Origin of the sequence: Mycobacteroides chelonae, from assembly GCF_016767715.1 — a bacterium.
Classification (GTDB): Bacteria; Actinomycetota; Actinomycetes; order Mycobacteriales; family Mycobacteriaceae; genus Mycobacterium; species Mycobacterium gwanakae.
On sequence record NZ_CP050145.1, the window covers coordinates 2,931,402 to 2,943,655 of the forward strand.

The window sequence follows — 12,254 nt, forward strand, 5'->3', positions numbered from 1 at the left end:
CGTTGCGGTACAAGGCATACCTGTTCGATGTGCAGGGCACGCTGCTGGACTTCTTTGAGCCGGTGTCGCACGCGGTTGCCGAGTACGACCCCGACATCGACGCTGCCGCCTTCACCCGTGCCTGGCGCGCTGACTATTTCGACCGCGTCGCCAACCTGGCACAGTCGGTCGATGGCTGGACGCGGGTACAGGATCTGTACGCACACGGCTTTGCCGATGTCTGTGAGAGCTTCGGGCTGCGGCGCCCCGACTCTGCGACTGCCGAGGTAGTCGCATCGGGCTGGCAGCGCCTCGTTCCCTGGCCGGACGTACCCATCGGACTGTCTGGTCTGCGTTCGCAGACCGTTATCGCCACGTTGTCCAACACCGACATGGCCACCATGGTCAATCTGTTCAAACGCCTGGGCATTTCGTGGGATGCGGTGCTCACCGCAGAGGTATTCGGCAGCTTCAAACCGGACCCGATGGTCTACCGGCGCGCGCTCCGTTACCTCGGGGTGGAGCCCCACGAGGCGGCGATGGTGGCCGCGCATCCGTACGACCTGCGTGCCGCACAAGAGATCGGCATGGGTACCGTCTTCGTGTCGCGGCCTTACGAGTACGGAGATCCCGCGCTGGCTCACGACGACCCCGACCGGGAATTCGATCAGCGGGTCACCGATATCGGCGCTATCGCCTAGCGCAATCGGCGCGGCCGCACCAGCAGGACCAGCACCCCGGCCAGGACGATGCCGAAGAGGTTGACCGCCAGTTGCAGCGCGGACAGTCCCGCGATCTCCCATTCCCCCACGGTCGCCGCCACCACAGCGAAACCCGCTGCGGGCACGGTGGTCACCGAGATGAAGACACCCACCAGCGCGGCCGATTTCGCGGACATCAGCGAGAGCATGCCGGCCGCGCCCGCCAACAACGCGACCACCAATGAGAACGGCCCCACCTGGAAGATGAAGTCGACCTGCTGCAGTTCACGCACGCTCTTCAAGGTCACCCACCCTGCGCTCTCGGCGGCCAGCGCCCCGGCGGCAGTCACCGCCATCGCCACTGGGAATCCCACCACCAACGCCAGCAGCGACCGGCGGGCAAGCGACCATTTACGCCGCACAATCGAAACCGCCAGCGCGGCAAGCGGACCAAACTCCGGCCCGACAACCATGGCACCGACGATGGTGACCGGCGAATCGGTGACCACACCGACCGCGGCAATCAGGCAGGCCAGACACAAGAAGGCCAGAAAGGTCAGGTTGAGGGCGGATTCCTCGCGGGTGCGCCCAATCAGCTCATCCCAGATGACTGCGTCGGCGGGGTCGCCTTCGGCGTCGTCCTCGGCCTCGTAGGCGGTCTGCGAGATCACCGTATCGAGCACTTCGGCGGTGATCGATCCCCGCTTGTCGATATCGATCGCCTTGAGCCCGTTGAGTACGTCGTTGGCCGTCTCACGAGCCACGTCGGCGGTGATCACGTCACCCGCCGGGCTGATCGCCGCCTCGGTCACCCGCACGATGTGCGCGACTCCCGCTGTGGTGGCGAGGAACTCCACCACCTGGTCGGAGAGATCGGCGGGTGCTATGACCCGAACGTGCAGCACGTGGGTTACGCGTCCGGCTTAGCCGGTTTGTCCGCCTTCTCGGGCTTGGCATCGATGCCCGATTCCTTGCGCTGGGCCGCCGTGATCGGCGCCGGAGCATCCGTGAGCGGATCGACACCGCCACCGGACTTCGGGAAGGCGATGACTTCCCGGATCGACGGTGTACCCGCCAGCAACGCGGTCACCCGGTCCCACCCGAAGGCGATGCCGCCATGCGGGGGTGCACCGAAGGCGAAGGCGTCCAACAGGAAGCCGAACTTGTCCTGCGCCTCTTCATTGCTGATGCCCATCACCTTGAACACGCGTTCCTGCACGTCGCGGCGATGGATACGAATCGATCCGCCGCCGATTTCGTGTCCGTTGCACACGATGTCGTAGGCGTAGGCGAGGGCTGTTCCCGGATCGGTGTCGAAGGTGTTCTCCGACTCCGGCTTCGGTGAGGTGAAGGCGTGGTGTACGGCGGTCCAGGCGCCCGAACCGACAGCCACATCACCGGCCGCTGTCGCCTCGTCGGCTGGCTCGAAAAGTGGGGCGTCGACCACCCAGGTAAATGCCCAGGCGTCCGGGTCGATCAATCCGAGACGCTGCGCGACCTCGCCACGCACCGAGCCCAACAACGCGCGCGAGGACTTGACCCCGCCGGCAGAGAAGAAGATGCAGTCGCCGGGTTTGGCGCCGACGTGGGCCGCCAGCCCGTCGCGTTCGGCGTCGGTCAAGTTCTTGGCGACGGGACCGCCGAGGGTGCCATCCTCCGCCACCAGCACGTAGGCCAGACCCTTGTGCCCGCGCTGCTTGGCGAACTCTTGCCAGCCGTCCAGGGTGCGGCGCGGTTGATCTGCGCCGCCGGGCATCACCACCGCACCCACATAGGGCGCCTGGAATACCCGGAAGCTGGTGTCGGAGAAGTACTCCGTGCATTCCACCAGCTCCAGTCCGAATCGCAGATCCGGCTTGTCGCTGCCATAGCGGCGCATTGCTTCGGCGTACGTGATGCGGGCGATCGGGGTCGGCACGTGATAGCCGATCAGATCCCACAGCGCGACCAGAATCTCCTCCGCCAGGGTGATGATGTCGTCCTGGTCCACGAAGCTCATCTCGATATCGAGCTGAGTGAACTCGGGCTGACGGTCCGCCCGGAAGTCCTCATCCCGGTAACAGCGCGCGATCTGGTAGTACCGCTCCATACCCGCGACCATCAGCAACTGCTTGAACAACTGTGGGCTCTGCGGCAGCGCGTAGAAACTACCCGGCTGCAGACGCGCCGGCACCAGGAAATCGCGCGCACCCTCAGGCGTCGACCGCGTCAGCGTCGGGGTTTCCACCTCCACGAAATCATGGCGTGCCAGCACGCTTCGTGCCGAAGCGTTTGCCTTGGAGCGCAACCTGATTGCGTTACCCGGCCCCTCGCGGCGCAGATCCAGGTAGCGATACTTCAGGCGTGCCTCTTCACCTGCGGTCTCGTCCAGCTGGAACGGCAGCGGCGCACTTTCGTTGAGCACGATCAGTTCGGCGGCGTTGACCTCGATCTGGCCGGTCGGAATCTCGGCGTTGGCGTTGCCCTCTGGCCGGACCTCGACCACACCGGTGACCTCGACACAGAATTCGGCGCGCAAACGATGCGCCTGTTCGAGCACCGCGTCGTCACGGAACACCACCTGAGATACGCCGGAGGCATCACGCAGGTCGATGAAGATGACGCCGCCATGGTCGCGCCGTCGAGCCACCCAGCCGGCAAGCGTCACACGCTGCCCGGCGTCCGACTCCCGCAACGTCCCCGCGTCGTGAGTGCGCAGCACAAAAGATCCCTTCGACAGTGCTTGTTCTACAAGAGGCCAGTATTAGACGTTTGAGCCTAGCGGCCCGCGTTCGTTGCCCTGTCGGGTGCGCCGTGTCGAGGCTCAGTGCACCTGGGCCCAGGCGATCCGGCGCACCGAGTCGGGATCTTCCATGGTGACGTCGGAGCGAGACCGGATGATTCGGGTGCGTCTGCCGTCCGCGCCGTAGAGCGGCCAGTCGTCGGGGCTGCCCCCGGTGGCGAAATCCAGCCAAGCTCGCTGCATGCGGCGCCCGACCGAGGGCATCATCCGTGCGCCCAGTGGGCTCAGCAGCATCCCGACGAAGGAACCGTAGCTGTGGTGGACATGCACGATCTCGCTGCCGTGGGTGGCCCCGAGACCCAGGAGCCGGAGGCCCCATGCCGTGTGGTCGAACCTGTACATGTAAGTGTCGACAAAGGCGCTGTAGGCATCGGCGAAAGCCCACATGGGCGCGGCGAACATGGCATCGGAACCCACCGCCACCAGCGCCGAACGGCTCGGGTACTGCGGGTACGCGGCAATGATCGCGTCTTGATACTCCGGGCCTATCCGATTGAAGTAACCGTTGACGGTCGGCTCGGTGGTGGGCAGCATCGGCGGTTTTACGCGCGCGAACATCGACGCCTCGTGGCTGTTTGACCCGATGATGAGCGGCACCTGATGCACCTCGCCGCGTCGCGCAGCCTCAACAGGGTGATGCGGCAGCAGATCGGTGCCGTGCGTCAGCCCGTAGCCCAGGACAGGAGTCTCGGTCGCGCTCTCGATCTGCAGCTTGGCTGCACCGCGGCGCAGCTCCCGTTGCGGCAAGACCTTGAGCCGACTGGGATCGGTCACATCGAGCAGTTCGAGATACCGATGTGCACGCCGGTCCCGCAGCGCCTTGTCGGCAATCAGCGGCAATGCCGGGCTCTGCGCGATGGCACGCCCGAACAGACCCCCTGCTGCCGGAGTCGCCAGCAGTGCCAGCACCGACGTCGCCCCGGCCGACTCGCCGAAGATCGTGACGCGGTCAGGGTCACCGCCGAACGCCGCGATGTTGTCACGCACCCACGTCAGCGCCGCGATTTGATCACGCAGCGCCAGGTTGTCGTCGAAACCTTCACCCAGGGCACTGAGTTCCAGCCCGCCCAGGGCTCCGATCCGGTAGGTGACGTTGACGACCACGACGTTGCCGTTGGCCGCGAGCCGCGCACCGCTGTAGAGCTCCAGCTGTCCGGCGCCGAAAACGAAGGCTCCCCCCGGAATCCACACCATGACGGGCAGGTTTGCGTGGATGTCCGGTGACCAGACCGTGACCGTCAGGCAGTCTTCGCCGCGAACCTTGGGGTCGTCCCGGCCTGCGCCCACGAACGATTTTCCTTGCGGAGGCAATGGCGCGTGCTCGATGGCGTCACGTACGCCGTCCCAGGGTTCCAAGGGGACAGGTGCCAGGAACCTGAGCTGCTCTACCGGCTGACGCGCGTACGGCACCCCGCGCCAGACCGAAACACCGCCTTCGGTGGTTCCGCGCAGGTCCCCCAACGGCGTGCGCACGACGGTCGGCAGGGCGACGTCAACGGCCACGCATCGAATCGTAATGCGCAAGAGCGCTCCAGAGCCGATAGGCCCCGCCGGAAAGTCCCGGACCCGACATGAACTCTTCGCCATGTAGCGGTACGTGCGTCTGTGGAGTATGCAAAGGTATCGGCAGCCGGCAGCAGTCAATAGCTGAGTGGCAGAGCTACGACACGGGAGTGACAGACCAATGACCTTCAACGAAGGCATGCAGATCGACACCAGCACCACCTCGGGTGGCGGCATGGGGCGCGGCCCCAAGATGGCCATCGGCGGCGGCGTCGGCGGGTTGCTGATCGCGGTGGTGGTGTTGCTGCTCGGCGGCGACCCGAGCCAGGTTCTGCAACAACAAGGCCAGCAGCAGGCAGGCCCCGCGCAGGAACAGGCGCAGGACTTCAGCCACTGCAAGACAGGCGCCGACGCGAACAAGTCGTTGGACTGCCGCATCATCGCCACCGGGAACTCGGTGGATGCCGTGTGGACGCAGATCCTCGGGCCCAAGTACCCGCGGCCGGGCGTGAAGCTGTTCAGCGGTCAGGTGAACACCGGATGCGGCGCCGCCTCCACGGAGGTCGGCCCCTTCTACTGCCCCGCCGACCAAACCGCGTACTTCGATACCAGCTTTTTCCAGGTGCTGGTGGACCAGTTCGGATCCAGTGGTGGCCCGTTGGCCCAGGAGTACGTGGTGGCGCACGAGTTCGGGCATCACGTACAGAACTTGTTCGGCGTGCTGGGTAAGAACCACCGTTGCGCCGAGGGGCAAGCAGGTGGCGGCGTGTGCACCGAGCTGCAGGCCGACTGCTACGCCGGCGTATGGGCAAAGCATGCCTCGACCACCGTCCAGGAAGGCAGCGGCGTTCCGTTCCTGAAACCCTTGACGGAGCAAGACATTCGGGATGCATTGTCGGCAGCGTCCTCCGTGGGCGATGACCGGATCCAGAAGCGGGCCACGGGGCGGGTCAACCCCGAGGCGTGGTCGCACGGCTCATCCGAGCAGCGTCAGCGGTGGTTTACCCAGGGGTACGACACCGGCGACTTCCGCACCTGCGACACCTTCAACGCCGACAATCTGAACTAGGCCCGGCGCCCGGCGATCAGAACAGTGTGGGCTCCAACGCGGGCGTCAATTTAACTGGCCTCGTAGGGGTTTCCTCACGATGCGACGCCAGCCCGTGCTTACTCACCAATGGCCCCACACGATCACGCAGCCACGCCCGGTACTCGGCGGGTACGTACGCGCCCTTGCGGTACAGCTCCCGGTATCGACCGACGAGTTCGGGGTGCGCTTGCGATACCCATGACATGAACCAGCCGCGTGTTGTCCCACGCAAGTGCAGAGGAAACACGGTGACACCGGCGGCACCGGCATCGGCGATGCGGCCCAATAGGTCGTCGAGATGCTCCACCGTGTCGGTGAGGAACGGAAGCACCGGCGCCACCATCACGTGCGGTTCAAACCCGGCCTCACGCGCCGCGGCGATCAGCGACAGCCTCGCCTGCGGTGTCGGCACCCCCGGCTCAACCGCCTGGTGCAACGTCTCGTCGCCGATGGCCAGCGATACTCCCAGGCTCACCGGGACCTGCTGGGCCGCCTCGGCGAGCAGCGGCAGATCCCGGCGCAGCAGGGTGCCCTTGGTGAGAATCGACACCGGCGTTCCCGAATCCGCCAGGGCCGCAATAACTCCCGGCATCAGCTGATAGCGCCCCTCGGCCCGTTGATAGGGATCGGTGTTGGTACCCAGTGCGACCGTCTCACGGTTCCAGGACTTTCGCCCCAGTTCCTTCCTGAGCACCGGCACCAGATTGGTCTTCACGATGATCTGACTGTCAAAGTCGGCGCCGCTGTCAAACTCCAGATATTCGTGGGTCGGACGCGCGAAACAGTAGCGACAGGCATGCGCGCATCCACGAAACGCGTTGACAGTAAACCGAAACGGCAGCATCGACACCGCGGGCACCTTGTTGAGCGCGGACTTACACAACACCTCATGAAAGGTGATGCCCTCGAACTCGGGCGTACGGACGCTGCGCACCAAGCCAATACGTTCCAAGCCAGGGAGTGCACCGTCGTCGGCCGCCAGCGTCTGACCATCCCACCGCATACCCTTATGCGAACATATGTTCGATACCGCTGTCAATCCCCTCATCCAGTGTCGGAACACAAAACTAGGCTGGGTTTCATGAAGCAGCAGTTGCACTTCGTCACCATTGCCGCAACGGATCTGGATGCGACGCGACATTTCTATGGCGCGTTGGGCTGGACTCCACTGCTCGACGTGGAAGGCGAGATCGTCTTCTACCAGTCAGCACCCGGGCAGCTGCTGGGCTTCTTCCTGGCAGACAAGTTCAACGAAGATCTCGCCACACCCGGTGACCATTCGCGAGTCTCCGGGATCACCCTGGCACACAACGTCGATTCTCCCGAGGACGTGACCGCGCTCTCCGGCACGATGGCGGCCGCCGGCGGCACGGTTCTCAAGCCGCCGCAGCCGGGGCAATTCGGCGGGGTGTTCCACGCCCACATTCAGGACCCCAACGGGCTGATCTGGGAAATCGCCCATAACCCCGGCTGGCGGATAGACCCGGACGGCGTCGTGTACCTCGGCAGCTGAGCATCCAGATGCACTCCAGGTGCCGCCCTGGTTGACTGACCGCGTGACGGATACCCCAACCGAGCTCTTGTTCTCCTATGGCACCCTGCAGCAGGCCGAGGTCCAGCGCACCACGTTCGGGCAGGAACTGGACGGCCATGCCGATGCCATCGTGGGATTCGATCTGGACTACGTGACCATCACCGACCCGCATGTCATCGCGACCAGCGGCAGCGACCGCCACCCCATCCTGCGCCCCTCGGCTGATTCCGCAGCGCAGGTCCCTGGCACGGTCTTCTCGATCACCGCGGAGCAGCTGGCCGCTGCCGACGAGTACGAAGTCGATGACTACCAACGCATTTCGGTGCCATTACGCTCGGGCGCGACGGCCTGGGTCTACGTATTCGCCGGCTAGCGGGTTACCACTTTCGCAGCGAGCAGGTGACGGCGGTTTCGCCATCGGCCTGGGTGGCCAGGGCACCATCCACGTACACCTCACAGTGGAAGACAGGTGCGCCGGTAACGGCCTTGGCCGCCGCGCTCGCACTCACATATGCCCACTGAGTCGGATCGTTCAACGTGGTCTCCACGACGAATGGAGCATCGGGTGCGATGCGGGTCGATGCGCGCACCAGATACTTGCTCGACTCCGAGTCATACGCCGATGCGCTCGGCGGCTCGTTCTGCAGCACAAGGGTCTGCGACAGGAAGTCACGGTCGGAGCTGATCACATACTTCACCTGGTGCGGTGCCGCCTCCGCCATCGGGGCCATGGCCATCGACGCCAGCGTCAACGTTGCGGTACTGGTCGTGGCGAGCAGAGCTGCTGTGATACGTCCCATACGTGTCATATCCGCGATGCTAGCCGCGCCGTTACTTCGTCGACAATCGAACCGATCGGCACGGGCTGCTGAACTCCGTCCGCCAGCGTCTTGAGCTCGATGTTTCCCTCACCGATTTCCCGGTCCCCGGCGACCAGCGCAATCGAGGCTCCAGAGCGATCGGCGCCGCGCATCGCTCCCTTGAGCCCGCGGTCGCCGTACGCGATATCGGTGCGAATACCCGCGGTGCGCAGTTGCGCCGCCACCTTGACGAGCGCCGATTTCGCGTCCTGTCCAAGGGGCACGCAGAACACCTCGCAGCGACCGCTATCGCCCACCGTCACACCCTCGGCCTGCAGGGCGAGCAGGGTTCTGTCCACACCGAGCCCAAATCCGATACCCGACAACGACTGTCCACCAAGCTGCGCCATCAGTCCGTCATAGCGACCTCCGCCACCGATCCCGGATTGCGCACCGAGGCCGTCATGCACGAACTCGAATGTGGTCTTGGTGTAGTAGTCAAGGCCGCGCACCAGCCGGGGGTTCACCACGTATTGCACGCCCAGCGCATCCAGATGGCCCAGAACCTGATCGAAATGTGCCTTGGACTCCTCAGAGAGATGGTCGAGCATGAGTGGCGCATCGGCCGTCATCTCGCGCACCTCGGGGCGTTTGTCGTCGAGCACCCGAATCGGGTTGATACGGGCCCGCTCTCGCGTCGCCTCATCCAAATCCAAGCCAAAGAGAAATTCCTGCAACAGCTCTCGGTACTGCGGGCGGCAGGAGGCGTCGCCCAGCGAGCTGATCTCCAACCGGAAGCCGGTCAGGCCCAGAGAGCGGTACCCGGCGTCGGCGATGGCGATCACCTCAGCGTCCAGGGCCGGATCGTCCACGCCGATCGCTTCCACGCCGACCTGCTGCAGCTGACGGTAGCGACCGGCCTGCGGTCGCTCATAGCGGAAAAAGGGGCCGGCGTAACGCAGTTTCATCGGAAGCTGGCCACGATCCAGGCCATGCTCGATGACCGCACGCATCACCGAGGCCGTGCCCTCCGGACGTAAGGTCACCGACCGATCACCGCGGTCGGCGAAGGTGTACATCTCCTTGCTCACCACATCGGTGGACTCGCCCACTCCACGCGCGAACAGCCCGGTGTCCTCGAACACGGGCAGCTCGATGTAGCCGTACCCGGCCAGCCGTGCCTGCTCCAGTAGCCCGTCACGAACAGCCAGGAACTGCGCGGAGTCCGGCGGCACATAATCCGGGATGCCCTTGGGGGCACTAAAAGTCTTCTCGCTCACTGGATTCCCTCGAGAAACGGGTTGGCGCGACGCTCGTCGCCGATGCTGGTGGCGTTGCCGTGCCCCGGCAACACGACGGTGGAGTCGTCGCGGGTGAGCAACTTGGCCGCAATGGAATCAAGCAGCTGCTGATGGTTCCCACCGGGCAGATCGGTGCGCCCGATCGACATCTGGAAGAGGGTGTCTCCGCTGAAGACCACGTCGATGGGCCCGTTGTCACTGTCGACCTCGATGCCGAACACCACAGAGCCACGGGTGTGCCCTGGCGTGTGGTCGACGGTGAGTGTGATCCCGGCGAGCTCGAGCTTGTCCCCATCACCGATCTCGACGAGCTCCTTGGGCTCGGTGAACTCCACGCCCTGGATGAACTGAGCCAGCCCCGGACCGATGCCGGCGAGCGGGTCGGCGAGCATCACGCGGTCGTCGGGGTGGATGTAGACGGGAATCCCGTACTCATCGGCGAGCGGCTGCGCGGTCCAGGTGTGATCCAGATGCCCATGAGTGAGTAGCACCGCCTCAGGGGTGAGGTCGCGCTCGGCGAGGATCTCCTTGACACCAGGGATCGCCTCCTGGCCGGGGTCGACGATGACGGCAGGGCCGCCCTCGTGGGGCGCCACGATATAGCAGTTCGTGGCGAACATGCCCGCGGGAAAACCGGTGATCAGCACCCGACCAGCTTAGGCGGCGGGTCCTGCCCCATCTCTCAGGTGTGGCTGGCACACTCTCTGGCGACCCAAATTCTTCAACGAAAGCCCTAAAGGAGAACCCGGTGCCGACCAACGAGCAGCGACGCCAGACTGCCAAGCGCAAGCTGGAGCGACAGCTGGAGAACCGTGCAGAGCGCGCCCGTAAGCAGCGGATCTGGGCGATCAGCGGTGCCGCGGTCGTCGCCGTCGTCGTGGCCGTGGCCATCACCGCGTGGCTGGCCATCAGCAAGAGCGATAAGACCGATGCGGCTCTGGACGCCTCCACCACCCCGGTCTCCACGGTCGACGCGCCACCAACCTCTTCGTTGCCGACACCCGATGAACCGCCCGTCACCGGGCCCGCGCTTCCGAAGTTCGTACCCTCCGCGGAGGTGGGCGCCAACTGCCAGTACCGGCCGGCAGATGCGCCCGCCAAGACCATCGAGAAGCAGATGCCACGGTCCGGCAAGATCCCAACCGATCCGCCGACCCTCACCGCCAGCATGAAGACCAGCCAGGGCAATATCGGCCTTGTTCTGGACAACGCCAAGGCTCCGTGCACGGTGAACAGCTTCGCCAGCCTGGCGCAGGGCGGCTACTTCGACAACACCATCTGCCACCGGATCACCAGCGGCGGGTTGTCGGTACTGCAGTGTGGCGACCCCAAGGGCACCGGTTCGGGCGGTCCGGGATACGAGTTCGACAACGAGTACCCGACCACTGCGTACAAGGCCGATGATCCGGCCGCCCAGCAAGCCGTTGTCTATCCGGCCGGCACGTTGGCGATGGCCAATGCGGGGCCAGGGACCAATGGCAGCCAGTTCTTCATGGTCTACAAGGATTCGAAGCTGCCACCGCAGTACACGGTGTTCGGCACCATCGATAAGACCGGGATGGACACCCTCGCCAAGATCGCCAAGAACGGGATCAAGCCCGGGCCACGTGGCGCGGGCGATGGCGCACCCGCGCAAGAAGTGAAGATCATCGATTTGCAGCTCGACTGACATGATCTCGCGTCGCGCAGCACTCGTAGGTGGATTGTCGGCAGTTGCTCTGGCGGCTGTTGGTTGTTCACAAAGCACCGAAAGCCGAACCTCGCCATCCGAACTCGCCTCCCTCGAAAAGGATTTCGGTGGACGCGTCGGCGTGTTCGCGCTGGATACGGGTTCGGGCGCCACCCTGGGCCACCGGGCAGATGAACGCTTCCTGATGTGCTCGACCGTGAAGACCTTCATCGTGTCGGCCATCCTGCACCGCCGCCTGAGTGAACCGGGGTTGCTGGACAAGCGGATTCGGTACGCGCAGTCCGACCTCTTGGAGTGGGCACCGGTCACGTCCCAGCATGTGGCCGAGGGCATGACCGTCTCGGAACTGTGCGATGCAACCCTGCGCTACAGCGACAACACCGGCGCCAACCTGTTGATCGCGCAGCTCGGTGGTCCGAAGCAGACAGAGAAATTCGTTCGGAGCCTGGGCGACAACGTCTCTCGCATGGATCGCACCGAGGATCAGCTGAACGTCCCGGACGGCGATCTGGACACCTCGACCCCGCAGCAGCTGGTGACCAATCTGCGCAGGCTGGTGCTCGACGAGGGGCTCGATGCGCAGGGCCGTGATCTGCTCACCGACTGGTTGAAGCGCAACACCACCGGCGACCAGTCGATTCGGGCGGGAGTCCCGACGGCATGGACGGTCGGCGACAAGACCGGCAGCGGATTCAAAGGTGAGACCAATGACATCGCGGTAATCTGGCCGACCGGCCGTGCGCCGATTGTCGTCGCCGTGCTGACGGTCCCCGATGATCCGAAGTCCACTCAGGGCAAGCCGACCATCGCGGCGGCCACCCGCATCGCGCTCAAGGCATTCGGCGCCTAGCCGTCTGGCGCGCCGATAACGGGC

The 12,254-nt window shown here is 64.9% G+C and carries 13 protein-coding genes; 6 read left to right on the forward strand and 7 right to left on the reverse strand.

Annotation, left to right across the window (positions count from 1 at the left end; all coding sequences use genetic code 11):
• The first annotated feature begins 2 nt into the window (after positions 1-2).
• The gene (locus HBA99_RS14380) at positions 3-680 is read left to right on the forward strand and encodes a haloacid dehalogenase type II (RefSeq protein ID WP_030093586.1); all 678 of its coding nucleotides are present in this window, start codon (positions 3-5) and stop codon (positions 678-680) included.
• Here the strand turns inward: HBA99_RS14380 and HBA99_RS14385 are convergent.
• From HBA99_RS14385 to HBA99_RS14395, 3 genes are all read right to left on the reverse strand, one after another.
• The gene (locus tag HBA99_RS14385; RefSeq protein ID WP_070924334.1) at positions 677-1,585 is read right to left on the reverse strand and encodes a DUF389 domain-containing protein; all 909 of its coding nucleotides are present in this window, start codon (positions 1,583-1,585) and stop codon (positions 677-679) included. The genes HBA99_RS14380 and HBA99_RS14385 overlap by 4 nt on opposite strands.
• Positions 1,586-1,590: 5 nt before the next feature.
• Positions 1,591-3,381 (reverse strand): aspartate--tRNA ligase, encoded by a 1,791-nt coding sequence (gene aspS, locus HBA99_RS14390; protein ID WP_070924335.1) that lies wholly within the window; start codon positions 3,379-3,381, stop codon positions 1,591-1,593.
• Positions 3,382-3,483: 102 nt separating this feature from the next.
• On the reverse strand, positions 3,484-5,004 hold the full coding sequence (locus tag HBA99_RS14395) for a carboxylesterase/lipase family protein (RefSeq protein WP_420063471.1): 1,521 nt from the start codon (positions 5,002-5,004) through the stop codon (positions 3,484-3,486).
• A gap of 142 nt (positions 5,005-5,146) precedes the next feature.
• Here HBA99_RS14395 and ypfJ point away from each other — a divergent pair, with 142 nt between their 5' ends.
• On the forward strand, positions 5,147-6,034 hold the full coding sequence (gene ypfJ / locus HBA99_RS14400) for a KPN_02809 family neutral zinc metallopeptidase (RefSeq protein WP_070952606.1): 888 nt from the start codon (positions 5,147-5,149) through the stop codon (positions 6,032-6,034).
• A 16-nt stretch (positions 6,035-6,050) separates the two neighbouring features.
• Here the strand turns inward: ypfJ and HBA99_RS14405 are convergent, their stop codons facing one another.
• Positions 6,051-7,058, reverse strand: coding sequence for an Rv2578c family radical SAM protein (locus tag HBA99_RS14405; protein ID WP_070952607.1), 1,008 nt, complete (start codon positions 7,056-7,058; stop codon positions 6,051-6,053).
• Positions 7,059-7,136: 78 nt separating this feature from the next.
• On the opposite strand from HBA99_RS14405, the gene HBA99_RS14410 reads away from it, so the two are divergent.
• Both HBA99_RS14410 and HBA99_RS14415 read left to right on the forward strand, forming a co-directional pair.
• A complete protein-coding gene (locus HBA99_RS14410; RefSeq protein WP_070952652.1) occupies positions 7,137-7,568 on the forward strand; it encodes a VOC family protein in 432 nt (143 codons plus the stop codon).
• A 43-nt stretch (positions 7,569-7,611) separates the two neighbouring features.
• Positions 7,612-7,962, forward strand: a complete 351-nt coding sequence (locus HBA99_RS14415; protein ID WP_070924338.1) for a gamma-glutamylcyclotransferase family protein — start codon at positions 7,612-7,614, stop codon at positions 7,960-7,962.
• A 4-nt stretch (positions 7,963-7,966) separates the two neighbouring features.
• Here HBA99_RS14415 and HBA99_RS14420 read toward each other — a convergent pair whose 3' ends face one another.
• The 3 genes from HBA99_RS14420 to HBA99_RS14430 are packed head-to-tail and all read right to left on the reverse strand — an operon-like array spanning position 7,967 to position 10,337.
• Positions 7,967-8,389 carry a hypothetical protein gene (locus HBA99_RS14420; protein ID WP_070924339.1) on the reverse strand — a complete coding sequence of 141 codons (423 nt, stop codon included), beginning with the start codon at positions 8,387-8,389 and terminating at the stop codon, positions 7,967-7,969.
• Positions 8,390-8,394: 5 nt separating this feature from the next.
• Positions 8,395-9,669: a histidine--tRNA ligase gene (hisS, locus tag HBA99_RS14425; RefSeq protein ID WP_030093602.1), complete on the reverse strand. Its 1,275-nt coding sequence runs from the start codon at positions 9,667-9,669 to the stop codon at positions 8,395-8,397.
• The gene (locus tag HBA99_RS14430; protein ID WP_030093603.1) at positions 9,666-10,337 is read right to left on the reverse strand and encodes an MBL fold metallo-hydrolase; all 672 of its coding nucleotides are present in this window, start codon (positions 10,335-10,337) and stop codon (positions 9,666-9,668) included. The genes hisS and HBA99_RS14430 overlap by 4 nt, the downstream gene beginning before the upstream one ends.
• A 101-nt stretch (positions 10,338-10,438) precedes the next feature.
• Here HBA99_RS14430 and HBA99_RS14435 point away from each other — a divergent pair, with 101 nt between their 5' ends.
• Positions 10,439-11,359, forward strand: a complete 921-nt coding sequence (locus tag HBA99_RS14435; RefSeq protein WP_070924340.1) for a peptidylprolyl isomerase — start codon at positions 10,439-10,441, stop codon at positions 11,357-11,359.
• A 1-nt stretch (position 11,360) separates the two neighbouring features.
• Entirely contained in the window at positions 11,361-12,230 is an 870-nt protein-coding gene (gene blaMAB, locus HBA99_RS14440; RefSeq protein ID WP_070924341.1) for an MAB family class A beta-lactamase, read from the forward strand.
• Positions 12,231-12,254: the final 24 nt, after the last annotated feature.